The organism is Curtobacterium sp. MCLR17_059 (assembly GCF_003234665.1).
Taxonomy (GTDB): Bacteria; Actinomycetota; Actinomycetes; order Actinomycetales; family Microbacteriaceae; genus Curtobacterium; species Curtobacterium flaccumfaciens.
This window is the reverse complement of record NZ_QKSU01000009.1, coordinates 61,896-86,176: the sequence shown is the minus strand read 5'-3', so window position 1 is coordinate 86,176 and position 24,281 is coordinate 61,896. Positions and strand designations below refer to the sequence as shown.

General features: G+C 73.0%; 22 protein-coding genes and 1 riboswitch. Of the genes, 7 read left to right on the top strand and 15 right to left on the bottom strand.

Annotated features, from left to right (window positions below):
• Positions 1 to 97: 97 nt before the first annotated feature.
• Positions 98 to 2,035: a long-chain fatty acid--CoA ligase gene (locus tag DEJ12_RS13120; RefSeq protein WP_111030325.1), complete on the top strand. Its 1,938-nt coding sequence runs from the start codon at positions 98 to 100 to the stop codon at positions 2,033 to 2,035.
• Between the two features lie 612 nt (positions 2,036 to 2,647).
• Here the strand turns inward: DEJ12_RS13120 and DEJ12_RS18245 are convergent.
• The 3 genes from DEJ12_RS18245 to DEJ12_RS13110 form a co-directional block, all read right to left on the bottom strand.
• Positions 2,648 to 2,779 carry a hypothetical protein gene (locus DEJ12_RS18245; protein WP_258366694.1) on the bottom strand — a complete coding sequence of 44 codons (132 nt, stop codon included), beginning with the start codon at positions 2,777 to 2,779 and terminating at the stop codon, positions 2,648 to 2,650.
• Between the two features lie 142 nt (positions 2,780 to 2,921).
• Positions 2,922 to 3,425 carry a peptide deformylase gene (locus DEJ12_RS13115; RefSeq protein WP_111030324.1) on the bottom strand — a complete coding sequence of 168 codons (504 nt, stop codon included), beginning with the start codon at positions 3,423 to 3,425 and terminating at the stop codon, positions 2,922 to 2,924.
• 1 nt (position 3,426) lies between these two features.
• A complete protein-coding gene (locus tag DEJ12_RS13110; RefSeq protein ID WP_111030323.1) occupies positions 3,427 to 6,837 on the bottom strand; it encodes a pyruvate carboxylase in 3,411 nt (1,136 codons plus the stop codon).
• 60 nt (positions 6,838 to 6,897) lie between these two features.
• Here DEJ12_RS13110 and DEJ12_RS13105 point away from each other — a divergent pair, with 60 nt between their 5' ends.
• Positions 6,898 to 7,710 (top strand): ParA family protein, encoded by an 813-nt coding sequence (locus DEJ12_RS13105; protein ID WP_027465232.1) that lies wholly within the window; start codon positions 6,898 to 6,900, stop codon positions 7,708 to 7,710.
• Between the two features lie 706 nt (positions 7,711 to 8,416).
• Here DEJ12_RS13105 and DEJ12_RS13100 read toward each other — a convergent pair.
• The 5 genes from DEJ12_RS13100 to DEJ12_RS13080 form a co-directional block, all read right to left on the bottom strand.
• The gene (locus DEJ12_RS13100; RefSeq protein ID WP_027465231.1) at positions 8,417 to 8,977 is read right to left on the bottom strand and encodes a MerR family transcriptional regulator; all 561 of its coding nucleotides are present in this window, start codon (positions 8,975 to 8,977) and stop codon (positions 8,417 to 8,419) included.
• Positions 8,978 to 9,161: 184 nt separating this feature from the next.
• On the bottom strand, positions 9,162 to 9,866 hold the full coding sequence (locus tag DEJ12_RS13095; protein WP_111030322.1) for a MerR family transcriptional regulator: 705 nt from the start codon (positions 9,864 to 9,866) through the stop codon (positions 9,162 to 9,164).
• Positions 9,866 to 10,345, bottom strand: coding sequence for an FHA domain-containing protein (locus tag DEJ12_RS13090; RefSeq protein WP_051596676.1), 480 nt, complete (start codon positions 10,343 to 10,345; stop codon positions 9,866 to 9,868). The genes DEJ12_RS13095 and DEJ12_RS13090 overlap by 1 nt, the downstream gene beginning before the upstream one ends.
• A gap of 156 nt (positions 10,346 to 10,501) precedes the next feature.
• Entirely contained in the window at positions 10,502 to 11,533 is a 1,032-nt protein-coding gene (locus DEJ12_RS13085) for an iron chelate uptake ABC transporter family permease subunit (protein ID WP_258370584.1), read from the bottom strand.
• Positions 11,530 to 12,564: an iron ABC transporter permease gene (locus tag DEJ12_RS13080; protein ID WP_111030321.1), complete on the bottom strand. Its 1,035-nt coding sequence runs from the start codon at positions 12,562 to 12,564 to the stop codon at positions 11,530 to 11,532. Before DEJ12_RS13080 ends, DEJ12_RS13085 begins: the two co-directional genes overlap by 4 nt.
• Positions 12,565 to 12,723: 159 nt before the next feature.
• Here DEJ12_RS13080 and DEJ12_RS13075 point away from each other — a divergent pair, with 159 nt between their 5' ends.
• A complete protein-coding gene (locus DEJ12_RS13075; protein ID WP_258370583.1) occupies positions 12,724 to 14,226 on the top strand; it encodes a S1C family serine protease in 1,503 nt (500 codons plus the stop codon).
• Between the two features lie 19 nt (positions 14,227 to 14,245).
• On the opposite strand, the gene DEJ12_RS13070 is transcribed toward DEJ12_RS13075, so the two are convergent.
• Complete coding sequence (locus tag DEJ12_RS13070) at positions 14,246 to 15,403, bottom strand: hypothetical protein (RefSeq protein WP_111030320.1); 1,158 nt, start codon at positions 15,401 to 15,403, stop codon at positions 14,246 to 14,248.
• 384 nt (positions 15,404 to 15,787) lie between these two features.
• Positions 15,788 to 16,045 (bottom strand): hypothetical protein, encoded by a 258-nt coding sequence (locus tag DEJ12_RS13065; protein ID WP_258370582.1) that lies wholly within the window; start codon positions 16,043 to 16,045, stop codon positions 15,788 to 15,790.
• Between the two features lie 33 nt (positions 16,046 to 16,078).
• On the opposite strand from DEJ12_RS13065, the gene DEJ12_RS13060 reads away from it, so the two are divergent.
• Positions 16,079 to 16,441: an RNA-binding S4 domain-containing protein gene (locus tag DEJ12_RS13060; protein WP_071405402.1), complete on the top strand. Its 363-nt coding sequence runs from the start codon at positions 16,079 to 16,081 to the stop codon at positions 16,439 to 16,441.
• On the opposite strand, the gene DEJ12_RS13055 is transcribed toward DEJ12_RS13060, so the two are convergent.
• The 5 genes from DEJ12_RS13055 to DEJ12_RS13035 form a co-directional block, all read right to left on the bottom strand.
• Positions 16,435 to 16,812 carry a hypothetical protein gene (locus DEJ12_RS13055; protein ID WP_181433125.1) on the bottom strand — a complete coding sequence of 126 codons (378 nt, stop codon included), beginning with the start codon at positions 16,810 to 16,812 and terminating at the stop codon, positions 16,435 to 16,437. The genes DEJ12_RS13060 and DEJ12_RS13055 overlap by 7 nt on opposite strands.
• A 114-nt stretch (positions 16,813 to 16,926) precedes the next feature.
• Positions 16,927 to 17,856: a DnaJ domain-containing protein gene (locus DEJ12_RS13050; protein ID WP_071405400.1), complete on the bottom strand. Its 930-nt coding sequence runs from the start codon at positions 17,854 to 17,856 to the stop codon at positions 16,927 to 16,929.
• 113 nt (positions 17,857 to 17,969) lie between these two features.
• Positions 17,970 to 19,046, bottom strand: a complete 1,077-nt coding sequence (locus DEJ12_RS13045; RefSeq protein ID WP_111030319.1) for a winged helix DNA-binding domain-containing protein — start codon at positions 19,044 to 19,046, stop codon at positions 17,970 to 17,972.
• Complete coding sequence (locus DEJ12_RS13040; protein ID WP_027465222.1) at positions 19,043 to 19,789, bottom strand: phosphotransferase enzyme family protein; 747 nt, start codon at positions 19,787 to 19,789, stop codon at positions 19,043 to 19,045. The genes DEJ12_RS13045 and DEJ12_RS13040 overlap by 4 nt, the downstream gene beginning before the upstream one ends.
• Positions 19,790 to 19,891: 102 nt before the next feature.
• Positions 19,892 to 20,842, bottom strand: a complete 951-nt coding sequence (locus DEJ12_RS13035) for an NUDIX domain-containing protein (RefSeq protein ID WP_111030318.1) — start codon at positions 20,840 to 20,842, stop codon at positions 19,892 to 19,894.
• A gap of 68 nt (positions 20,843 to 20,910) precedes the next feature.
• Positions 20,911 to 21,006: riboswitch (TPP riboswitch) on the top strand.
• Between DEJ12_RS13035 and thiM the strand changes: the two genes are divergently transcribed.
• The 3 genes from thiM to thiD all read left to right on the top strand — a co-directional run bounded on the left by thiM (position 20,995) and on the right by thiD (position 24,187).
• Positions 20,995 to 21,858 carry a hydroxyethylthiazole kinase gene (gene thiM / locus DEJ12_RS13030; protein ID WP_181433199.1) on the top strand — a complete coding sequence of 288 codons (864 nt, stop codon included), beginning with the start codon at positions 20,995 to 20,997 and terminating at the stop codon, positions 21,856 to 21,858. (Overlaps the previous riboswitch by 12 nt.)
• Positions 21,855 to 22,604, top strand: a complete 750-nt coding sequence (gene thiE / locus DEJ12_RS13025; protein ID WP_258370665.1) for a thiamine phosphate synthase — start codon at positions 21,855 to 21,857, stop codon at positions 22,602 to 22,604. Before thiM ends, thiE begins: the two co-directional genes overlap by 4 nt.
• Entirely contained in the window at positions 22,601 to 24,187 is a 1,587-nt protein-coding gene (gene thiD, locus DEJ12_RS13020; RefSeq protein ID WP_111030317.1) for a bifunctional hydroxymethylpyrimidine kinase/phosphomethylpyrimidine kinase, read from the top strand. Before thiE ends, thiD begins: the two co-directional genes overlap by 4 nt.
• Positions 24,188 to 24,281: the final 94 nt, after the last annotated feature.

Here is a 24,281-nt window from a genome sequence, read left to right as displayed (position 1 = left end):
GCGAAGTCACGGAACGCCCGGTGACGCGTCCTATGCTGGCGGTGTCGCCTCGGTGTTGAGGCGCACTCGAGTCGAACCGGCAGACAAGGGAGTCACCGTGAACGATCAGCGTCCTGCACGCAGCAGCGCCTCCACCGACACGTCCACCGCTGGCAGCGCCGCCACCGGGACCACGCCGTCGGCCGGGAGGCACGCCACACCGCCCAGCGCCGGTCCGGTCGCCCCGGACCACGGCTCGGCAGCGCGGCTCCTCGGCGACCGCGTCCGCCTGACGCCCGACCGTCCGATCCTGGCCCAGCGCCACGGCGACACCTGGACCACCTTCACCGCGGCGGAGACGCTCGCCCGGGTGCGCGGCATCGCGAAGGGCTTCGTCGCCGCCGGGCTCGAACCGGGCGCGCACGTCGCGATCCTGTCCCGCACCCGTCTGGAGTGGACCCTGGTCGACTTCGCCGTGTGGACAGCCGGCCTGGTGTCCGTGCCCGTGTACGAGACGAGCTCCCCCGACCAGGTGCGCTGGATCCTGTCCGACTCGGAGTCGGTCGCGATCATCGTGGAGCAGGAGGAACACGCGCGCCGCGTCGCCTCCATCGCACCCGACCTGCCGTCCCTGGGCCAGCACTGGACGATCGACGGCGGCGGCCTCGACGACCTGACCCGGCTCGGCGAGGACGTCACCGACGACGAACTCGACGCCCGGACCGCGAACGTGCACGGGCACGACGACGCCACGATCATCTACACCTCGGGCAGCACCGGCCGGCCGAAGGGCTGCGTCCTGCGGCACGACAACTTCACCGCCACGGTGGAGGGCGCGAGCGAAGCGATGCCCGAGGTCGTTGCCGACGGCGCCTCGACCCTGCTGTTCATCCCGCTCGCGCACGTCTTCGCCCGGTTCATCGCCGCGATGTCGGTGTCCGCCGGCGTCCTCGTCGGCCACGAGCCGGACACCAAGGACCTGATGCGGGCGGTGTCGACCTTCAAGCCGACGTTCCTGCTCGCAGTCCCCCGGGTGTTCGAGAAGATCTACAACTCCGCCGAGCAGAAGGCCGACCTCGGTGGCAAGGGCAGGATCTTCCGCGCGGCGGCCGACACCGCGGTCGCCCACTCCGAGGCCCTCGCAACCGGCAGGGTGCCGTTCCTGCTCGGGCTGAAGTTCAAGCTGTTCGACCGGCTCGTGTACGCCAAGCTCCGCGACGCCCTCGGCGGCCGGGTCGAGTACGCCGTCAGCGGTTCGGCGCCCCTCTCCCCGCGGCTCTCGCACTTCTTCCGCTCGATCGGGGTGCTCATCCTCGAGGGCTACGGCCTGACCGAGACCACCGCCCCCGCCACCGTCAACCGTGCCCGGGAACTCCGCATCGGGACGGTCGGTCGGGCGCTGCCCGGCATCGAGGTGCGGATCGCCGACGACGGCGAGATCCTGATCCGCGGCGTCGACGTCTTCGACCGGTACTGGCGGAACGACGAGGCGACCGAGCACGCATTCGCTGACGGCTGGTTCCGCACCGGCGACCTCGGCCGGATCGACGCCGACGGGGTCCTCACGGTCACCGGCCGTGCCAAGGAGCTCATCGTCACCGCGAGCGGGAAGAACGTCGCACCGGCACCGCTCGAGGACGGCATCCGCGAGCACCCGCTCATCGGCCAGGTCGTGGTCGTCGGCGAGGGCAAGCCGTTCGTCGCAGCACTCGTGACGCTCGACCGCGAGATGCTCCCCGGCTGGTGCGAGTCCCGCGGCATCACCCCGGCGCTGAGCGGGCACGAGGCCGCCTACGACGAGCGTGTGCTCTCCGCCGTCCAGGAGGCCATCGACGCCGCCAACGGGCGGGTCTCCCGCGCCGAGTCGGTCCGGTCGTTCACGATCCTCGACACGGACCTGACCGAGGCCTCCGGGCACCTCACGCCGAAGCTGACGATCAAGCGGTCGGTGATCCTCAAGGACTTCGCCGCCGACATCGACCACATCTACTCCGGGTCGAAGGTGCAGACGACGGCGACCCCGGTGATCGAGGGTCGGCGCCGCAACCGCGCGTAGCGCCTGCCGGGCGTGCCTGGTCGAATCGGGCGTACCGGGTCGGTTCTTCCGACCAGGTACGCCCGATTCCGGTAGGTGCGCATGGTCGTGGACGCAACCGCCTGGAGGCCCGGCGCCCGTCCGGCGGACTGGCCCCGAGCCTCCAGGCGGTCGCCGCTCGTGCGGGCTGGCAGCTTTCGGGCGTACCTGGTCGTTTCGGGCGTACCGGGTCGGTTCTTCCGGCCAGATACGCCCGATTCCGCCAGGTACGCGCGCGGCCGCCCCTTTGAGCGACCAGCCCCGGGCGTACCGGGTCGATTCGGGCGTACCGGTCGATTCGGGCGTACCTGGTCGTTTCGGGCGTACCGGGTCGATTCTTTCGACCAGGCACGCCCGATTCCGCCAGGCACGCGGGCGGCCGCCCCGCTGAGCGACCAGCTTCGGGCGTACCTGGTCGTTCCGGGCGTACCGGGTCGATTCGGGCGTACCGGGTCGGTTCTTCTCACCAGGGACGCCCGATTCCGCCAGGTACGCGCGGGTGTGGACGCGACGGCCTGGAGGCCCGGATCACGTCCGTCGGACGTGATCCGGGCCTCCAGGCCGTTCAGCGGGCGCCGGGGGCGCCTGCGGGGCTCAGGCCTCCTGCGACTGCTCCGTCGCGGGGGCGTCGAGGACGGCGGTCGAACCGGTCGTGACGGTGGTCTCGGCTGGTCGACGGTTGGTGCGGGTGCGGTGCGAGCTGAGCTCGTCGTTCTGACTGGTCATGCGGGAGTCCTGGGGGGATGGGATGGTCGTCGGTGGGAGGCCGACAGCAGCACGGTACCCCCTCGTCAGGACAAAGCGACAATCCCCCGTGGGGGTGTCACACCACTGTTCACAGCCGGCGAACGCGGGACTGTGCAAGCGCTCAGTGGAACCAGTCCTGCGCACGGATGTCGCGCAGTGCCTGACGGCGAACCTCGGGGTCGAGCGTCATCACGTAGACGGTGCCGTCGAGGTGGTCGCACTCGTGCTGGAGCGCCTCGGCCATCAGGCCGGTGCCCTCGAGGACGACCTCGTCGCCGTCGACGTCGACACCTTGCACCTTCGCGTACGGGGAGCGACGCGTCGGGTAGCCGAGCCCCGGGACGGAGAGGCAGCCTTCTTCCATGAGCTCGGGCTCGCCGGAGACCTCGACGATCTCGGGGTTGAGGACGTATCCGACCTCACCGTCCACGTTGTACGAGAACGCACGGAGTCCGACGCCGATCTGGGGCGCGGCCACCCCGGCACGTCCGGGTTCCTTGACGGTGTCGATGAGGTCCTGCACGAGGTCACGGACCCCGGCGCTCCCGAGCAGTTCGGGGCGGATCGGGTCGGCCGGCGAGCGGAGGACGGGGTCGCCGAACAGGCGGATGGGACGAACGGTCAATTTACTGCAGCACCACCAGGAGGTCGCCGGCGTCCACCTGCTGGGTCACCGGGATCGCGAGTCGGCCGACGGTGCCCGACACGGGCGCCGTGATGGCCGCTTCCATCTTCATCGCCTCGATGCTCGCCACCGGCGTACCGGCCTCGACGACGTCACCGACGGCGACCTTGAGCGTCACCACGCCGGAGAACGGCGCGGCCACGTGCTTGGGGTCGGACGCGTCGGCCTTCTCGGCCGCCTTCGTCTCGACCTCGACCGAACGGTCGCGGACGGCGACCGGGCGGAGCTGCCCGTTCATCGTCGTCATGACCGTGCGGATGCCCTTGGCGTCCACCTCGCCGATCGCCTCGAGCCCGACGAACAGGTCGACGCCCTTGCCGAGCGGGACGCTGTGCTCCTGCCCGGGGCGCAGCCCGTACAGGTAGTCGACGGTGGGGACGACGGACAGGTCGCCGTACTGCTCCCGCACGCGCTGGAACTGCTGCGTCGGCTGCGGGAAGAGCAGGCGGTTGAGCGCCTGCTGGCGCTCCGGCCCGGGAGTCTCGAGGTGCGCGCGCTCGTCCGCGGGCACCGGGGTGACCTCGAGGCGGACGTCGCGCCCGGCCAGGACCTTCGAGCGGAACGGCTCGGGCCAGCCGCCGGGCAGGTCGCCCAGTTCGCCGGCCATGAACCCGACCACGGAGTCCGGGATGTCGTACTTGTCCGGGTTCTGCTCGAAGTCGACCGGGTCGGCACCGACCGCTGCGAGCTGCAGCGCGAGGTCACCGACGACCTTCGACGACGGCGTGACCTTGGTCGGCCGGCCGAGGATCCGGTTCGCCTCGGCGTACCAGTCCTCGACCTGCTCGAACCGGTCACCGAGCCCGAGGGCGATCGCCTGCTGCCGGAGGTTCGACAGCTGACCGCCGGGGATCTCGTGCTTGTAGACACGCCCGGTCGGCCCGGCGAGACCGGACTCGAACGGGGCGTACACGCGACGGACCGACTCCCAGTACGGCTCGAGGTCACCGACGGCGTCGAGGGACAGACCGGTGTCGCGCTCGGTGTGGGCCAGGGCGGCGACCAGGGCGGACATGCTCGGCTGGCTGGTCGTGCCGGCCATGGGTGCTGCGGCCACGTCGACGGCGTCGGCCCCGGCGCGCGAGGCTGCGAGCAGGGTCGCGAGCTGGCCGCCGGCGGTGTCGTGGGTGTGCACGTGCACGGGCTGGTCGAAGCGCTCGCGCAGGGCGGTGACGAGCTTCTCGGCCGCACCGGCACGGAGGAGCCCGGCCATGTCCTTGATGCCGATGACGTGCGCGCCGGCGTCGACCATCTGCTCCGCCAGGCGGAGGTAGTAGTCGAGCGTGTAGAGGTCCTCGGCGGGGTCGAGGAGGTCGGCGGTGTAGCAGAGCGCCGCCTCGGCGACCGCCGTGCCGGTCGCGAGCACGGCCTCCAGGGCTGGACGCAGCTGGCTGACGTCGTTCAGCGCGTCGAACACGCGGAAGACGTCGACGCCGGACCGGGCCGCCTCGTCGACGAAGGCGTCGGTGACCTCGGTCGGGTACGGCGTGTACCCGACCGTGTTGCGGCCGCGCAGCAGCATCTGGATCGGGATGTTCGGCATCGCTTCGCGCAGCGAGGACAGGCGCTCCCAGGGGTCCTCACCGAGGAACCGGAGTGCCACGTCGTACGTGGCGCCTCCCCAGGCCTCGACGCTGAGCAGCTGCGGGGTGAGCCGCGCGACGTGCGGCGCGACGGCGACGAGGTCCTTCGTGCGGACCCGGGTGGCGAGGAGCGACTGGTGGGCGTCGCGCATCGTCGTCTCGGTCACCGCGAGGGCCGTCTGGGCGCGCAGGGCCTTCGACCACTCGGCCGGACCCATCGCCAGCAGGCGGTCGCGCTGTCCCTCGGGCACCGGCGCCGTCAGGTCCGTGGCCGGGAGCTTGTCGGCCGGGTCGGTGACGAGCGGCGACCGCTCCCCGTTCGGCTTGTTCACCGTGACGTCGGCGAGCCAGGTGAGCACCTTCGTGCCGCGGTCCTTCGAGACGTGGCCGCCGAAGAGCTGCGGGCGTTCCTCGATGAACTTCGTCGAGACGTCGCCGCGGGCGAAGTCCGGGTCCTCGAGCACGGCCTGCAGGAACGGGATGTTCGTGCTGACGCCGCGGATGCGGAACTCGGCGAGGGCGCGCTTGGCCCGGGACACCGCCGCCGGGAAGTCCCGGCCGCGGCACGTCATCTTCGCGAGCATCGAGTCGAAGTGCGGGCTGATCTGCGCGCCGGTGGCGACCGTGCCGCCGTCGAGCCGGACGCCGGCGCCGCCGGGGCTGCGGTAGGTGCTGATCCGGCCGGTGTCCGGACGGAAGCCCTGCGTCGGGTCCTCGGTCGTGATGCGGGTCTGCAGCGCGGCGCCGTGCACGGCGACGGTGTCCTGCGACAGGCCGAGGTCGGCGAGGGTCTCCCCCGCCGCGATGCGCATCTGCGACTGCACCAGGTCGACGTCGGTGACCTCTTCGGTGACCGTGTGCTCGACCTGGATGCGCGGGTTCATCTCGATGAAGACGTGCTGCCCCTCGCGCTCGCCCTCGGTGTCGAGCAGGAACTCCACGGTGCCCGCGTTCACGTACCCGATCGACCGGGCGAAGGCCACGGCGTCACGGTGCAGTGCCTGCGCGATCGCGGGGTCGAGGTTCGGCGCCGGCGCGATCTCGACGACCTTCTGGTTGCGCCGCTGCACCGAGCAGTCCCGCTCGAACAGGTGGATCGTGCCCGCGTCGGTGCCGGTCGCGTCGGCGAGGATCTGCACCTCGATGTGGCGCGGACGGATGACGGCCTGCTCGAGGAACATCGTCGGGTCGCCGAACGCACTGTCGGCCTCGCGCATCGCGGCTTCGAGGGCGTCGCGCAGCTCGGGCTTCGTCTCCACCCGGCGCATGCCTCGGCCACCACCACCGGCGACGGCCTTGGCGAAGACCGGGAACCCGATCGCGTCGGCGCCGGCGATCAGTTCGTCGATGTCGCGGCTCGCCGGGGTGCTCGCGAGGACCGGGACGCCGGCTGCGATCGCGTGCTCCTTCGCGGTGACCTTGTTGCCGGCCATCTCGAGCACGTGCTCGCCCGGGCCGATGAAGGTGATGCCGTTCGCGGCTGCTGCCGCGGCGAGCTCGGGGTTCTCGGACAGGAATCCGTACCCCGGGTAGATCGCGTCGGCCCCCGACTCGCGGGCGACGCGGATGATCTCGGAGACGTCCAGGTACGCCCGGACCGGGTGGCCCCGCTCCCCGATCAGGTAGGCCTCGTCGGCCTTGAGCCGGTGCAGGGAGTTCCGGTCTTCGTACGGGTAGACGGCCACCGTACGGGCCCCCAACTCATACGCGGCACGGAACGCGCGGATGGCGATCTCGCCACGGTTCGCAACGAGGATCTTCGTGAACACGACGTCCCTTTCAGCCCGGGTTGAGGTGAGACAACCCTAGTGGCGGTAACGTTGCTCAACGTGCATGTACTCAGCGTGAGCTCCCTCAAGGGTGGTGTCGGCAAGACGACGGTGACGCTCGGCCTGACCTCGGCCGCGTTCGCCAAGGGACTGCGCACGCTGGTGGTGGATCTGGACCCGCAGTCCGACGTCTCGACGGGCCTCGACATCAACCTCGCCGGCCACCTCAACGTCGCCGACGTCCTCGAGAACCCGAAGGAGAAGATCGTCCGTCAGGCGATCGCCCCCTCGGGCTGGACGAAGGGGTCGCAGGGCAAGATCGACGTCATGGTCGGGTCGCCCTCCGCCATCAACTTCGACGGGCCGCACCCGTCGATCCGCGACATCTGGAAGCTCGAAGAGGCCCTGGCCAACGTCGAGCAGGACTACGAGCTCGTCCTCATCGACTGTGCGCCGTCGCTGAACGCCCTGACCCGCACCGCGTGGGCCGCGTCCGACCGCGTCACCGTCGTCACCGAGCCCGGCCTGTTCTCCGTCGCCGCCGCCGACCGTGCGCTGCGCGCGATCGAGGAGATCCGCCGCGGCCTCTCCCCACGCCTGCAGCCCCTCGGCATCATCGTGAACCGTGCCCGGGTGCAGTCGCTCGAGCACCAGTTCCGCATCAAGGAACTCCGGGACATGTTCGGCCCGCTCGTGCTCTCGCCGCAGCTGCCGGAGCGCACGTCGCTGCAGCAGGCGCAGGGTGCCGCGAAGCCGCTGCACGTCTGGCCCGGCGAGTCCGCGCAGGAGATGGCGAAGAACTTCGACCAGCTGCTCGAGCGCATCATGCGCACCGGCAAGATCGGTCCGTACGCCGAGGGTGGCGCCGCGTAGGTCGGAGCTCACGCGGTCGCGGCGCGGTCGTGATCGCGGTCGCGGTCGCGGTCGCGTGACGTGCCGCTCGCGTCCGCCGAGCGGTCACCAACTGTCGGCAGGCAGCGTCGCAGCCGACAGTTCGTGACACCTCGGCGACGCGCACACGGCGGTTCGTGACCGCGTGCCGACTCCCGGGAGGCCCACCCCTGCCCCGGCAGACACGCCCGACCCCGGCTCGCCCAGCGGTCACAACACACCGCTCGCGTCCGGCGAGCGGTCACCAACTGTCGGCAGGCAGCCCCGCAGGCGACAGTCCGTGACACCTCGGCGACGCGCATACGACGGTTCGTGACACCTCGGCGACTGCCGGGAGGCCCACCCCTGCCCTGGCAGACACACCCGACCCCGGCTCGCCCAGCGGCCACAACACACCGCTCACGTCCGGCGAGCGGTCACCAACTGTCGGCTAGCAGCCCCGCAGGCGACAGATCGTGACACCTCGGCGATTCACACACGACGGTTCGTGACACCTCGGCGACTGCCGGGAGGCCCACCCCGGCCCCGGCAGACACGCCCGACCCCGGCTCGCCAGCGGTCACAACATGCCGCTCATGTCCGACGAAAGGTCACCAACTGTCGGCAGACGGCGTCGTAGGCCACGGTTCGTGACCCCTCGGCGACGCGCACACGACGGTTCGCGACCACTCGGCCGGAACCGGAACGGTCAGGAAGCGCGGGAAGCGCGACGAGCGGCGAGCTCGTCGGAGGGGTCGGCCGCGGCGGTGGCGTCGAGCTCGACCAGGGAGCTCTCGACCTCGCGCAGGACCTTGCCGACCGCGATGCCGAAGACACCCTGGCCGCGGGACACGAGGTCGATGACCTCGTCGTCGGAGGTGCACAGGTACACCGAGGCACCGTCGGACATCAGCGTGGTCTGCGCCAGGTCGGAGACGCCGGACTCACGGAGCTGGTTGACCGCGGTGCGGATCTGCTGCAGCGAGATGCCGGTGTCGAGCAGGCGCTTCACGAGCTTGAGCACGAGGATGTCGCGGAACCCGTACAGGCGCTGCGATCCGGAGCCGGCGGCCCCGCGGATCGTCGGCTGCACGAGTTCGGTGCGGGCCCAGTAGTCGAGCTGGCGGTACGAGATGCCGGCTGCCCGTGCGGCGACGGTGCCGCGGTAGCCGTTCTGCTCGTCGTGCTCGGGCAGACCATCGGTGAAGAGCAGCCCAAGGTCGTACCGGGTCACATCAGACTCGGTGCCAGGGGTGTCGTTCCCACTCATGAGCTTGCCTTCCACGACGATCGAGCTCCCACCCGAAGCTTCAACGACGGGTTGAGAGTTGTTCCGAGGTCCACGGTAGCGACTCCGACCGCTCCCGCGCGGGACATCCGACCCGGCGCGTCCGGCGTGTCGAGGATACGCCTCGGCCACTGACACACAAGCCCTGTCGGAGCACCGGACGGCGTCATGCGTCGAGCCGACCGATGGCCTGGCGGATGAGGTTCGACCGGATGATCTCGAGGTGCCCGGCGATCTCACGCGCGAGCTCCGTGGCCTTGGCCCGCGAGGTCGCGTCGCCCCGGCGGGAGACCGGCATGAGGGCGGACTCGATGAGACCGACCTCGCGCTCGGCGGTGCTGCGCAGCGTGCGGAGGTGTCGCGGCTCGATACCCGTTCGCTGCAGTTCGACCAGGGCCTTCAGCACGGAGACGCCGTCGTCGCCGTAGGTGTCGGTGGCCGGGAGCAGCGAAGCCGAGACCGCGTCGGCGAGGAGCATCGGGGAGGCGCCGGCTGCCCGGACCGTCTCGTCGCGGGTGTACCGGCGTTCGCGACCGAGGATCGACGGCTTCGGCGCGTCGCCTCCGCCAGGCAGGACGGGTTCGCGTCCGGCATCGAGGTCGGCGAGGTACTCCTTGATGACCTTGAGCGGCAGGTAGTGGTCACGCTGCAGTCCGAGGATCACCCGGAGCCGCTCGAGGTCGGCAGCGGAGAACTTGCGGTACCCACTGGCCGTGCGGATCGGGGTGACGAGCTCTCGCTCTTCGAGGAACCGCAGCTTGGAGCTCGACAGGTCCGGGAACTCGGGCTTGAGGCGAGCGAGGACCTGCCCGATGGTGAGCAGGTCCGGTGCCGCGGACCCCGCCCGGGCCGCAGCGGACCGTGAGGCCACTACGCGTTCGCCAGGCGCGCCAGGTCGACCCGAGATGCGTAGAACGTCAGGCGGAACTTGCCGACCTGGACCTCGGCCCCGTCGGTGAGCAGCGCTTCGTCGATGCGGACACCGTCGAAGTACGTGCCGTTCAGCGAACCGTTGTCCTTGACGCTGAAGCTCGTGCCGTGGCGCAGGAACTGCGCGTGCTTGCGCGACACGGTGACGTCGTCGAGGAAGATGTCGGCGTCGGGGTGTCGACCGGCCGTCGTGACGTCGGAGTCGAGGAGGAACCGCGCACCCACGTTGGGGCCGCGACGGACCACGAGCAACGCTGACCCGGAGGGCAGGGCGTTGACGGCTTCACGTTCTTCGGTCGAGACACCGGACTCGGCGGTGAGCGCCGCGCCCATGTCCATGCTGAAGGTCAGCGTGGTGTCGACCAGCCGCTGCTCCGGGGTCTTCTGACCGCCCGGCTGCGGGACCACTGGATCTGGCATCGGTGGACCTCCTCCTCTTGGCCCACCAGCGTATCGGAAACGAAGCCCCGAGCGGCAGCCCCGATCTGGGACTGTGGAGGGACTTCCGCGATCCGCGAACGCGCGCCGCGTCAGCGACCCGTGGGACCAGACGTCATCGACTCGTGCGACCCGGCGTCACCTTCCCCGCGCGAGCAACCAGAGCAGGTACGGCGCCCCCACGACGCCTGTCACGACGCCCACCGGCAGCGCGGTGCCGGCGAAGGCGAACTGTGCCAGCAGGTCGCTGCCGAGCGTGATCGCGGCACCGACGGCAGCGGCCGGCGCGAGCGCCACCCGTCCGCCGCCGACGAGGCGTCGGGCGATCGGCGCAGACATCAGCGCCACGAACGAGACGGGCCCCGCGGTGGCGACGGCTGCGGCGGTCAGGCACACGGCGGTGAGGAGCAGGAGCACCTTCGCCCGGTCCGGCCGGAGTCCGAGTGCGGCGGCGACCTCGTCCCCGAGGCTCAGGACCTGCAGACGGGCGGACTGCAGCAGCGCGAGCACGCCGAGCACGACGAACGCGACGCCGAGCACCCCGACCAGGTCGCGGTCGACGGCGTTCAGGCTGCCGGAGAGCCAGAGCAGCGCGGTGCCGGCCTGGGTGACGGTGCCGCTCGTGAGCATCCAGCCGGTGATGCTCAGGCAGATGGCCGCGACGCCGATCCCGACGAGGATCACCCGGTTGCCGGTGATCCCCCGTCGCCAGGCGAGCCCGGCGATGACGATCGAGACCACCACGGCGCCGACCAGCACGACCGAGAAGAGCGTGCCACCGCTGGCACCGAACAGCACGATCGCGGTGAGTCCGGCGGCGCTGGCCCCCGAGGTGATCCCGATGACGTCGGGGCTCGCGATCGGGTTCCGCACGACGCTCTGCACGATCGCGCCAGCGACGCCGAGACTGGCCCCGACGAGGACGGCACCGAGCACCCGCGGCCCGCGGAGCTGCCCGATCACGAAGTCCGAGATCCGGTCCCCCTGGCCGAACAGGGAGGCGAGCACCTGGCCCGGGGTGAGCGGGATCGAACCGGCGCCGAGCCCGACCAGGACGAGCACCACGACGACCGCCACCACGGCGACGAGCACCGTGAACTCACGACGCAGGCCGGCCGAGCGGCGCAGACCGCCGGACCGCGGGCGGCCGGAGCCGAACAACTGCCTCACAGTCCCCGCACCGCCCTCGACCGCACGAGCGCGATGAACACCGGTGCCCCGATCAACGCCGTGACGATGCCGACCTGCAGCTCCCCCGGGTACGCCACGACGCGACCGATCACGTCGGCGACGAGCAGCAGTGCGGGGGCGACGATCGCCGACAGCAGGATGGTCCAGCGGTGGTCCGGGCCGCTCAGCCGGCGGACGGCGTGCGGCACGGCGAGCCCGACGAAGGCGATCGGCCCGGCGGCGGCCACCGCGGAGCCGGCCAGCAGCACCGCGACCAGACCGCCGACGGCGCGGACGAGCACGACCCGCTGCCCGAGCGACGCCGCGAGTTCGTCCCCGAGCGCGAGGGTGTTGAGCGACCGACCGAGACCGAACGCGATCACCAGCCCGACGAGCACCGGCGCCGTGATGATCCCCGCCGTGCCGAGGTCCTTGCCGGCGAGGGCACCGACCTGCCAGAACCGCAGCTGGTCGAGCAGGCTCTGGTCGGTCACGAGCACCGCGGTGGTGACCGACGACAGCGCTGCGGCGACCACAGCTCCGGCGAGGGCGAGCCCGACGGGTGAGAGGCCACGACGGGCGACGGTCGCGATCCCGTACACGAGCACGGCGGCGAGTGCGGCCCCGACGAACGCGAACGGCAGGTAGGCAGCCGTGCCGCTCACGCCGAAGACCGCGATCCCGGCCACCACGGCCAGGGTCGCACCGGAGTTGATGCCGAGGACGCTCGGGTCGGCGAGCGGGTTCCTCGTCACGCCCTGCATGACCGCCCCGGCCACCCCGAGCGCGGTTCCGGCGAGCAGTCCGACGACGGTGCGGGGCACACGGTTGCCGAGCACGATGAGCCCGACCTCGTCGCTCCGCCCGGGGTGCATCACCGTGTCGAGGACGGTGCCGAGCGGGATCGGCCGCGAGCCGTACGCGATCGACAGCGCACACGCCACGGCGAGGACGACGACCGCCAGCACGGTCGCACCGACGAGTCGGGGGACGGAGCTGGGAGCCGGGGGCGTGGACGTCGACGGAGGCATGGAAGTAAGGCCACCCTAACGCCGGAGCCCCACTCGGCGTCCCCCGAGCAACCCCGGAGCGTGCGCAGGGTTCGTTCATAGGCTCGTCATGGGGAAGCGCCCTGTACTGGTCTCCATCGACGCCCGACCGGGCCGTCGAGGGACGACCGGAGAGCACCGATGAACGAGACCCCGAACCCCGCAGCCGCCGACCACGACGAGGACGGCACCCCCGCCGCGCAGCAGCAGGCTCCCGGGATGCACTGGGAGGCGCCGCACGCCGACCCGGCCTCACTGCGCCCGGCGTACGCGTTCGACGGCTCCGGTCCCTACCTCTACGGTCCGGACGGCTCCGGCCCCTACGCCTACACGCCGGACGGCCGCGGCCCGTACCTGATCGGCAGCCCCGCCCTCGCCGGCGCGAACCACGCGTGGGCGTACTCGGCGGCGACCGCGAACCACCCCGGTGGGACGAAGCGCCCGCGTCGCCTGGGACTGATGATCGGCTCTGGCATCGCCGCGCTCGCCATCGTCGGTGCGGCCGGTGGCACCGCCCTCGGCCTGTCCTCGCAGGGGACGACCACGACGTCGAGCCAGTCGCAGGGCACCACCACGCTGCCCGGCACCGGATCCGGCACCGACGGGACCGGCGGCACCGGCAGCAGCGACGGCACGAACGGCTTCACGGTGCCCGGCGACGGCAGCGGCAGCGGCAGCGGCACCAGCGGCGACGGCAGCACCGGCACCGGCACGACCCAGTCCCCCGCCACCGCGGCGACGGCCGCCGACAAGAAGGGCGTCGTGACGATCAACACCGTCCTGAACTACGACCAGTCGTCACAGGCGGCCGGCACCGGCATGGTCCTGACCTCCGACGGCACGATCCTGACGAACAACCACGTGATCCAGGGCGCGACGAGCATCACCGTCACCGACGAGACCACCGGCAAGGAGTACAAGGCCGACGTGGTCGGGGCCGACGCCACCAACGACGTCGCCGTCCTGAAGCTCGAGAACGCCTCCGGACTGTCCACGGTCACGCTCGACGACGACGGCGAGCCGAGCACCGGTGACACCGTCAAGGACGTCGGCAACGCCGAGGGCACCGGCAACCTCGTCGCCGCCGAGGGCACCGTCACCGCGACCGACCAGGACATCCAGGTGCAGAGCGAGTCCGGCACCGGCACCGAGTCCCTGACCGGCCTGATCGAGATCTCGGCGGACATCGTCTCCGGCGACTCCGGCGGACCGGTGCTCGACAGCGAGGGCGAGGTCGTCGGCATGGCCACGGCAGCGTCCTCCGGCACGGCCGACGTCACCGGCTACGCCATCCCGATCACCACCGCGAAGACGATCGCCGAGAAGATCCTCGCCGGGGAGTCCTCGAGCACGATCACCATCGGGCTGCCCGCGTTCCTCGGGGTCGAGGTCAGCAACACCACCGGCACCACGGGCGGCGTCGCCGTCGCCGGCACAGTCGAGGGCTCCGGCGCCGCGAGCGCCGGCCTGACCGCCGGGGACACGATCACGAGCATCGACGGCACCGCGGTCACGAGCTCGGACCAGCTCACCAAGGTCGTGCAGTCCCACTCGGTGGGCGACAAGGTGAGCGTCCGCTACACCGACAGCACCGGCGCCGCGAAGACTGTCACGATCACGCTGACCGCCGGCCCCGCCGCGTAGCGGGAGCACCCGGGCGCGCTCAGCCCAGCAGCGCCCGCACCACCGACCGGTAGACGTTGGCCGGGGAGTCCGTCCGGAAGGCGGTCTCCCCGGCCTTCGTCGCGCCCACGCGCGCGAACCCGTGCCCCTCGGCCCGCACGATCGTGATCGGCTTCGGCTTGCCGGGTCGACGCAGGTACGAGACGGTCCACGGCGCGGCCCAGAACCGCGCGAGGCGCGGGTCCGCCTCGGCGAGGACCTCCGGCAGGTCCGGTGCGTCCGGACCGCCGGCCAGCCTGCGGCCGAGCAGGTGCCCTGGGAGCGACCCCGTGCGGAACGGGAAGGTCCACGTCGGACCGATGCCGAGCCTCCCGGCCAGGAGCGCGACGGCCCGGTCCGGCGTGACGGACGCGACCACGGCACCCGCCGCGTCGGTCCCGTCGACGACGGTCTGCGACCAGGCCTGGAGGCGCGACTCGCCCCCGTCGGGCAGGTGCTGTTCCAGCGTGACCGGCTGGGCATCGCCCTGCCAGGGTTCGAGGAGGGTCTGGGTCGACTCCGGCAGGGTGCCGAGCCGGCCGACGAGGCCCGCCTCGATGAGTTCGCGGCCCGCCGCGGTGCGGAGGAGCGTGGGGTTCCACCGGCGTCCGGCGAGGCTCTGCAGGGTGCCGATCGCGTCCGTGCTGAGGCGGGGGCCGTCGAGCGACGGTGCCGGGGCGGGGGCCGGCAGGGGTTCGAGGTCACGCTCGGGGCGGACCGGGACCGTCTCGGTGGCGCGGACGCTCTCGAGGACCGCGAGCACGAGGTCGTCGGTCTCGAGCAGCCGGGCGAGCGGGCGTTCGATCGTCAGATCGACGCGGTGCCGACCGGTGACGAAGAGCAGGTGGGTGCCGGCGACGTCGCCGTGCTCGTCGGGCCGGACGTACTCGACCAGCCGGGCCGGGGCGCCGGCGGTGGTCCACGGGTCGCAGCCGACGAGCAGCAGGCCCTCGACGGAGCCGGGCAGCCGTTCGAGCAGGCCGGTGTTCTCGTCGCCGATCGCGCGGTCGCTGGGGCGGGATCGGACGGTGAGGACGACGTCGTCGCCGGTGACGCGCAGGTCCGCCTGGGCTGAGTCCTCGCGGCGCCAGGAGCCCGGGCGGCGGAGGGTGAGGCGGGCGGTGCGGTCCTCGGTGCCGAGCGGGACGGGGACTGCCATGGGATGAGCGTATGTCGGGAGCGGGGCGCGGGGGCCTGCGGCTCGCCGGGGTGGGCGGGGCCGGGCTGCGCGGCGGGGTGGGGTGGGGCGCCGGGTTCGCACGGTGCGAGGTTCGTCAGCCGGTGCGGGGCTGGTGGCTCCGTGCAGCACCACAACCCCGCACCGAGCCTCCGAAGACGCACCCGCCGACGAAGTCCGCACCGTGCGACCCCGGCTCCGCGAATCCCGCACCGTGCCGCCTCCGCCACACCGTGCGGGGCTGGTGGCTCCGTGCGGCACCACAACCCCGCATCGAGCCTCCGACGGCGCACCCGCCGACGAAGTCCGCACCGTGCGACCCCGGCTCGACAGCACGACAAGTCCGCACGGTGCGAGCCGAGCGCGTCAGCGCCGAGCAGGCCGCGCGGGCGGGGGCGGCGGGACGGGCTTCGCGGCGACGACGTCGGCGAGCCGGACCTCGACCGGGCCGCGGCGGGTGGCGATCGTCACGGCGTCGGGCGTCCGGGCGACCAGGTCACCGAGGGCGTCCTGCGCGCCGTCACCGTGGTGCGCCCGGACCACCAGGCGGTCCCCGATCGCGGCCTCGTGCAGCACCCCGAGGGCACGGGCCCGGGCGATCGCCGCCTGTTCGTCCGCATGCACCGCCCCAGGGTACGGGCCGCCTAGAGTGTCGGCATGGAGAAGGCCCGGGTCGACAGCTGGATCTGGGCCGTCCGGATCACCAAGACCCGGTCGGCCGCGACCGCCGCGTGCAAGGCCGGTCACGTCCGGGTGAACGGGGAGCGCGCGAAGCCGGCGCAGCCGATCGGCCCCGGCGACGAGGTGCGGGTGCGCCAGAACGGCTTCGACCGGATCGTCATGGTGACCGGCATCATCCTGAAGCGGACGAGCGCCCCCGAGGCCGCGAAGCACTTCGAGGACAAGACCCCGCCGCGGCTGTCGAAGGAAGAGGCCGGGTTCGTCCCGATGCGTGATCGCGGCGCCGGACGGCCGAGCAAGCGGGAACGCCGCGACCTCGAGAAGCTCCGCGGCTACTGACGCTTCCCGGGCCCCGACCCGGGCACGTGGACATCGACCACGATCTCGAACGTGTCGGACTCGACCTCGATCCGTTCTCCGGTCCAGGGCACCTCGAGGTGCCCGTCGTCGTCCGGATCGGATCCGCCCAGCGCGCGACCGGACGGGATGCGGTGGACGGGGATGCGGGTGCCGTCCTCCGCGACGACGAGCAGATCGGCCACCCGACCACGGAACTCCGTGATGCCGAACGGGTCGTCGTGGTGCCGGGACTCGGCGAACCGCGGCGTCCTGCCGTACGCGGTGAACGCCGCCGTGGCCTGCCGTTCGTAGGCGGGCCCACAGCAGTCGTGCTCCCATCCGCCGACCACGACGACGACCTCTTCGCGCATGCCGTGATCGTACGACGCGTCGGACGGTGACGGTCGGAGCCCGGGTCGAGCGTCGGGCGTCAGGCGTCAGGCGTCAGGCGTCAGGCGTCAGGCGTCAGGCGTCAGGCGTCAGGATCAGACGAAGCGGACGGTCTGCTGCAGGCGGTCGCGGATCTCGAACACGTCGACGGAACCGGCCGGCGACCAGACGCCGTTCAGCACCTGGGCGAGCGCACTCCGGCGGACGACGAGCGCGGTGGGCTTCTTCGGGGAGCCGACGAGCTGCACGTCCTCGGTGACGGCGGCGTCCGGAACGACGAGCAGCCGCCCGGAGAACCGCACCCGGGTCTGCTTCTGCACGGCACGGGCGGCGCGGACGAGTTCCTTGACGGGTCGCTCCCCCGGCGCGAGCGTCTCGCCGACGATCTCGCCGTGCTCGACGCGGACCGGAGCGCCCCAGTCGATGGACTCGACGGCCCAGAGTCCGCTCGGGGTCAGGACGGCGTGGTCGAGCTTGCCCTCGGCTCCGGCGTCGAGGTCGTGCCACACCGTGACGCCGATCCCCATGTCGGAGACGATCAGGGCGGTCGCTTCTTCGGCCAGGGCCTCGGCGAGCAGGCGCCGGATGTGCCGGGGCGCGGAGCGGATGAGCGTGGGGTCGTACGGGTCCTCGATGGGGTCGCCGAGGCCGACCCACTCGCGTTCGGCCTGCAGGAAGACCTCGCGCGACCGACCGCCGGGGTGTCCGTGGGACCGGGCCCGGGGGCGGGTGTCGCGACGCGCTGCCGGGGGTGCGTAGGCGTCGCGACCGGTGTCACCCCTGCCTGCGGTCGCCCCGGACGCGCCGTACGCGCGGGACCCGACGTCGTACGCGCGCCGGGCTGCCGGCGTGCCGATGCGCTCCCATGCGAGCTGGACCTGGCGGAAGCGCTGGGCGTCGCCGCCGAGGTCGGGGTGCGTCTCGCGGGCGGCCCGCCGGTAGGCGCGGCGGAGCGCTTCGTCGTCAGCCGTCGCGGGGACGCCGAGGACTTCGTAGGGGGTGGCGTCGGCCGGGCTGTCCGTCATGGCCCTGCGACATTACCGGAGGCAGTGTCGGAGTCCGCCGCATGGTTGCTGGGTGAGGTCTGGAGGGTCGGGGCGGCCGGGCAGTCTCGGCACACGGTCCGCAGGTGGTCGCGTCAGACCACCGTGGTCGCGACGGGCGCACCGAGGAACGCCGCGTACCGCGCGGCCGCCGCCTCGAGCGCGCGGACCGATGCCGCATCGAGGGCACCGAAGGGTGTGACGGTGACGAGGTGCCCGGCCCGGCGCTCGGTGCGCTTCCAGGTGCCGACGACGCGACCCCGGACGACGGCCATCGGCAGGAACATGCCGTTGGCCCCGGGGACGACCCGGTCGGCGTGCGCGGGGTCGAGCTGCGCGGACCGGTCGGCGTACCCGAGCAGGTACTCGTCGAAGCCGGGGAGCAGGTGCCCGGTGGGGACGCGCGCGGCTGCCGGCCGGTCGGCGAGGTCGAGGAGCCCGTCGCCGAGGTCCTCCACCGCGTTCCCCGCCGCCGCCCGCGCTCGGCGGAGGTCACCGAGCGGCAGCTTCGTCCAGCTCGCGGCGTCGGCCTCGGTCGCGGGGCCACGGCCGCGCAGGTACCCGAGCAGGACCCGGCGGAGGGCTTCGTCGCGGTCCGGCAGGTCAGCGGTGGCGGGTGCCCACTCGTCGAGCAGCACGAGCCCCTGCCCGACGCGGGCGGTGGGACCCCAGGCGACGAGGCCCTCCTGCGCGAGCTGCAGGACCAGGTGGTAGCCGCGACCGCCGGCCGGGTCGATACCGGCAGCGCGGTACGCCGCGAACAGGTCGTCCCGGACCAGCGCACGACCACCGCCCAGGGCCGCGACCGTCGCGTCCCGGGCCCGGCCGAGCAGGGCGTCGTCGATGCCGAGCTCGGCGGCGCGCCGGGCGATCGTGCGGAGCGTCCGTTCGGCGGTGAGCGAGAGCAGCAGTCGCAGGTCGTCGGGGCGCAGGGCGTGCAGGGTGCCGCGCATCGGCCACGAGCGGACGAGTTCCCCGCGGTCGAAGGCCTCGCGGACGTCGTCCCGCGACGATCCGGGAGCGCGGACCCCGATGGCCCAGAGCACCTGGCCGAGGTCCTGCCCCTGCACCGCCAGCATCCGCTCGATGACCTCGGTGGGTCGCAGCCCGGGCACCGCGATGCCCTGCGCCGCGAAGCGCGCCGTGCGGAGCCGCGCGGGGCTGGTGGTCACGCGACGGCGGCGGTGACGGCGTCGGCGTGCTGCTCCAGGTAGGCGACGTCGGCGCGGTACAGGTCGGCGTGGCCGTGCTGCAGGTCGCTGACGAACTTCGGGTTGCCGGCGGCGGCCTCGTGCTCGATCGTCGTGACGAGGGCGACGAGGGACGCGATCATCGTCTCGGCCAGGACGCTCCGGGAGCGGTCGTCGAGGGCGTAGGCGCGGCAGAACTCGGCGGCGCGCGCGAGCCGCTCGTCGAGGTCGGGGGCGGTCGATCCCTCGACGGCGCCGGTGGTGAACGGTGCGAACCGGTAGACGGCACTCGCGACGTCCCAGACGCGGGGCCCGGGGTGAGCGGTGTCGAAGTCGATCAGGCCGACGGCGGCGATGCCGTCGTAGACGCAGTTGTACGGGGCGAAGTCGCCGTGCACGATCGTCTCGACCGGGGCACGGTCGGCCTGGGACCAGAGGTCGTCGGTGGCGCTGCGCGGAAAGCTCGCGGCGGCGTCGTGGAACTGGCGGAGCAGGCGGGCGCTGGTGACGAGGGCGGCCTCGCTGGCGATGTCCTCGGTCCAGGGGTACTCGCCCGCGACACCGGGGACGAACGAGACCGTCTCGAGGGTGTCACCGAGGGCGATCGGTTCCGGGGCTGCGACGAACCCCTGCTCGTGCAGGTGGGCGAGCAGCCGGTGCACCGTGGGGGTCCACGGCCCGGCGGGGCGGTGGACTCGGTCGTCGGCCCTGGTGATGCGCTCCAAGGGGAACCTCCTGCGTGTTGCGTCTCCGTTGACGGAGGGCCAGCGTACCGGCAGCGACCGACGGCCGCTCGGTCGCCATCCGGAACACGGCGGTCCAGGCGGCTACAGCTGGTCGCGCAACCAGGACGGCCCGTGGACGACCGCGCCGAGGGCCTCGACGCGGTCGCGGAGCTCGCGGTCGGCCGTCACGACGACGACCGGCCCGTCGCCGGCCTGCACCGCGGCCTGCGCGGACTCGACGATGGCGTCGTCGCCGGAAGCCGGAGCACGGACGACGTCGACAGCGCCGGTGGCGGCGCCGCGGTCAGCGCCGACAGCGCGGTCCGCACCGCCGTCTCCACCAGCACCGCCCACGTCCGCAGCGGCCCGGGCCTCCCCCTCGAGCACCACGGTCCACCGCGGCCACCACCGTGCGAACGGCAGGTCGAGCAACGATGCGGCGACCCCGCCCGCGGCGAGCGCCGACACCTGTGCCAGCAGGCGTGACGCGGCGCCGGCTCGGTCCTTCCACCAGCCGTCGGGCACGCTGCCGACGACGTTCGCCGCGTCGACGACGACGTGCGGGGTGGTCGCGATCGTGGTGCGGAGCGCCGGCCACGACCTGCCGAAGCCGGGGTGCAGGGGCAGGTCGTCGACCTGGTCGATCGGGATCCACGACAGGGCGAGGCTCTCGCGGTCGGCGATGACGGGTTCGAAGGGCCGGGAGGCGCGCCCCACGACGGTCGTGTAGGTCCAGAACCCCAGGTCGAGCAGTGCCGTGTGGCGCAGGGCGATCGCGTCGTCGGGCACGCCGGCTTCCTCGGCGGATTCGCGGAGGGCGGCGGTCACGGCTGCTTCGCCCTGGTGCCGTGCGCCGCCGGGGATGCCCCAGGTGCCGCCGTGGTGGCTCCACTCGACGCGGTGCTGCAGGAGCACGCGGCCGGCGCCGTCGTCGACGAGCAGGCCGGCGGCGCCGAAGCGTCCCCACGCCTTGGTGCCGTCGGGGCCGACCGCCCAGGCGTCGCCGGGGTCGCGGGGGCCGGGCGGGGGCCCGGGGGGCGTTGCATCTGGCACGGTCCAACCCTGGCACACGGTGCCCGGAGCGGGCCTCGAAGTGGTCACCGGGCGTCGTGTACGGTGTCGCTCGAGACACGGGGTGCCGCATCCAGCGGCTGAGATCACACCCGTCGAACCTGCTCGAGCTCGTACTCGCGAAGGGATCGTCCATGGAAACCGCTGCGCCCTCCCCTGCCTGGGCCCACCGAACCGCCGAACTGCTCGAGGCCGTGCGTGCCCGGGCCCCGCTGGTGCAGTGCATCACGAACACCGTCGTGCAGAACGTCACGGCGAACGTGCTGCTCGCAATCGGGGCCTCGCCCGCGATGGTCGACGTGCCGACCGAGGCGGGGCCGTTCGCCCGCGTCGCCGATGCCCTGCTGGTGAACACCGGTACCCCGCACGCCGAACCGCGGGTCGCCGCGCTCGAGGCCGTGCACGCCGCCCGTGACGCGGGGACCCCGTGGGTCCTCGACCCGGTGGCGGTCGGCTCGCTGCCGGTGCGGACCGCCCTGGCACGCGACCTGCTCGCGCTGCGCCCGACGGTGCTGCGGGGCAACGCGTCCGAGGTGCTCGCCCTGCTCGGCGACTCGGCCGGTGGCCGGGGGGTCGACAGCACGGTGGGCACGGAGGACGCCCGGGTCGCGTCCGTCGCTGCTTCGGACGGGAGGCTCGTGGCCGCGGTGGCCGTGTCGGGTGCGGTCGACCTGCTGGTCGCGCCGGGCATCGGTGTGGTCCGGGTGGCGAACGGGACCGACCTGCTGACACGCATCACCGGTGGTGGGTGTGCGCTCGGCGCGGTCGTCGCCGCGTTCACGTCGGTCGCGCCGGAGGACGCGGGTGCCGCTGCCGTCGCCGCCACCGCCGTGCACACGATCGCCGCGGAGCTCGCGGCGCGGGATGCCGGTGGGCCGGGGACCTTCCAGCCGCTGTTCCTCGACCGGTTGGCGTCGCTGACCTCGGAGGACGTCGTCCGCGAGGCCCGGATCACGGTCGAGACCGCTCCTGTCGGTGCCCGGTCGGTGTCGGCATGAGCGGGCTGCAGTCTGCGGGGTTCGGCGTCTACCTGGTGACCGACGGTGCCCTGGCCGACCGGCACGGCATCGGGGTGCTCGGGGTCGTCCGTGCCGCCGTGCACGCCGGGGTCCGGATCGTGCAGGTACGGGACAAGGACGCCTCGGCGCGTGACCTGCTGGCACTCACCGCGGCGGTCGCCGACGCCGTCGGGGACCGTGCGACGGTGGTGGTCGACGACCGGCTCGACGTCGCCCTCGCCGCACGGCACGCGGGACACCGGGTCGCGGGCGTGCACCTCGGCCAGTCCGACGTCCCCGTCACCGCCGCCCGTGCCCTGCTCGGCGCGGACGCCCACGTCGGCCTCACCGCGAACACGCTCGCGCACCTGGCTGCCGTCGAGCGACTCCCCCGCGGCACCGTGGACCTGCTCGGCGTCGGGGTCGTGCACCCCACGGCGACGAAGGCCGACCACCCGCCGGCGCTGGGCCACGACGGGTTCGCCCGGCTGGCCGCCGCCACCGATCTGCCGTGCGTGGCGATCGGCGGGGTGACCCTCGACGACGTCGCGCCGCTCCGGGCTGCCGGTGCCGCGGGCGTCGCGATCGTCTCGGGCATCTGCGCCGCGGCCGACCCCGGATCCGCCGCGGCGGCGTACGTGGCCGCGTGGGGCCCTGGACCCGACCACGGGACGGAGGCGAGGCCGTCAGGTGCTGGCGATCCGTCCCTCCAGGCCGACGCCACGCACCACGGGGCGGACGCATGAGCGTCCCGCGGGTGCTGACCATCGCCGGGACCGACCCGACGGGCGGAGCCGGGATGCAGGCGGACCTCAAGGCGATCGCCGCGCACGACGGGTACGGGATGGGGGTCGTGACGGCGCTCGTCGCGCAGAACACGCACGGGGTGCGGTCTGTGCACGTGCCGGACGTCGCGTTCCTGCGGGAGCAGCTCGACGCGGTGTCGGACGACGTCGTGGTCGACGCGGTGAAGATCGGGATGCTCGGCACCGCCGACGTCGTGCGGGTCGTGACGGACTGGTTGCGGGAGCACCGGCCACCGGTGGTCGTCGTCGACCCGGTGATGGTGGCGACGAGCGGGGACCGGCTGCTCGACGAGGACGCGGCGGCGGCCATGGGGGCGCTGTTCGCGCTCGCCGACCTGGTGACGCCGAACCGGGCCGAGCTCGTGGTGCTGGCGGAGCTGGCCGGGGTGTCGTCGTCAGCTTCGTCGCTGGACGCCGCGCGTGCCGTGGCGGCGCGCTGGGACGTCCTGGTGCTGGCGAAGGGCGGGCACGACGAGGGGCCGACCTCGGACGACGTGCTCGTGGCACCGGACGGCACCGTGCGGGTGTTCACGGGTCCCCGGGTCACGACGACGAACACGCACGGCACCGGGTGCTCACTCTCCAGCGCGATCGCGACGCTCGCCGCGCGGCACGGCGACTGGGAGCTCGCGGTCGGGGTGGCGAAGGAGTGGCTGACGGCGGCGCTGCGCGGGGCCGACGCTCTGGCGGTCGGGAGCGGCAACGGTCCGGTCGACCACGGGGCGCAGGCGCGGGCAGCCCTGCCGGCACTGTCGTACACGGACGTGTGGTGGGCGGATGCGGCATCGGTGCTGCAGGAGACGATCGACTGCGCGTTCCTGGTGGAGCTCCGGGACGGGACGCTCGAGCCGGAGGTGTTCGCGGGCTACCTGGCGCAGGACGTCCACTACCTGCGGGCGTACGAGCGGCACCTGGCGGCACTCGGGGTCGGTGCGCCTGGTGCTGGTTCGGGTGCTGGTGCTGGTGCTGGCGCTGCTGCTGCTGCGTTCTGGGCGGCGGCTGCGCAGGGGTGCGCCGACGAGGCCCGCGACCTGCACCACCGTCGGCTGGCCGGCTCGCACGCCGACGATCCCGTGCACCCCACGTGCGCCGGGTACCTCGCGCACCTGCAGGAGGCCGCCGACTCCGGCTCCCGTGCGGTGCTCGCCGCCGCGGCGCTGCCGTGCTTCCGGGTCTACGCCTGGGTCGGGTCGCAGCTCGGGGTCGCTCCGGACGGGCACGCCTTCGCGGACTGGATCACGGCGTACGGGGACCCGGGGTTCGCGGCGTCGAGTGCCGAGGCGAACCGGCTCGTCGAGGAGGCAGCCCGTGCGGCGACGCCCGACGAGCGGGGGCGGATGGCGCGGGCGTTCCGGCGTTCGACGGAGTGGGAGCTCGCGTTCTTCCGGATGCCGACGGCAGGGGCTGCTGGTGCCGGGGCCACCGTGGCTGCGGGCGGCGCGGTCACGGCGGGCGGTGCGGTCGGTGCCGCCGCGGCTGCGGGCGACGCGGTCGGTGCCGCCGAAGCGACACTGCTGCACTGACGGCCGTCGAACACCCCGCGAAAGCGACAGATGTCCGGAGAAGTTCCGCGGGGATCTGTCGCTTTCCGGAACGGGGGGCCGCCGACGGAGGCCG

Coding starts and splice junctions, on each gene's coding strand:
- DEJ12_RS18245 (WP_258366694.1), bottom strand. CDS start 2,779: ATGACCAGTCAGAACGACGAGCTCAGCTCGCACCGCACCCGCACCAAC.
- DEJ12_RS13100 (WP_027465231.1), bottom strand. CDS start 8,977: ATGAGTGGGAACGACACCCCTGGCACCGAGTCTGATGTGACCCGGTAC.
- DEJ12_RS13090 (WP_051596676.1), bottom strand. CDS start 10,345: ATGCCAGATCCAGTGGTCCCGCAGCCGGGCGGTCAGAAGACCCCGGAG.
- DEJ12_RS13080 (WP_111030321.1), bottom strand. CDS start 12,564: ATGCCTCCGTCGACGTCCACGCCCCCGGCTCCCAGCTCCGTCCCCCGA.
- DEJ12_RS13075 (WP_258370583.1), top strand. CDS start 12,724: ATGAACGAGACCCCGAACCCCGCAGCCGCCGACCACGACGAGGACGGC.
- DEJ12_RS13070 (WP_111030320.1), bottom strand. CDS start 15,403: ATGGCAGTCCCCGTCCCGCTCGGCACCGAGGACCGCACCGCCCGCCTC.
- DEJ12_RS13060 (WP_071405402.1), top strand. CDS start 16,079: ATGGAGAAGGCCCGGGTCGACAGCTGGATCTGGGCCGTCCGGATCACC.
- DEJ12_RS13055 (WP_181433125.1), bottom strand. CDS start 16,812: ATGCGCGAAGAGGTCGTCGTCGTGGTCGGCGGATGGGAGCACGACTGC.
- DEJ12_RS13050 (WP_071405400.1), bottom strand. CDS start 17,856: ATGACGGACAGCCCGGCCGACGCCACCCCCTACGAAGTCCTCGGCGTC.
- thiM (WP_181433199.1), top strand. CDS start 20,995: ATGGAAACCGCTGCGCCCTCCCCTGCCTGGGCCCACCGAACCGCCGAA.
- thiE (WP_258370665.1), top strand. CDS start 21,855: ATGAGCGGGCTGCAGTCTGCGGGGTTCGGCGTCTACCTGGTGACCGAC.
- thiD (WP_111030317.1), top strand. CDS start 22,601: ATGAGCGTCCCGCGGGTGCTGACCATCGCCGGGACCGACCCGACGGGC.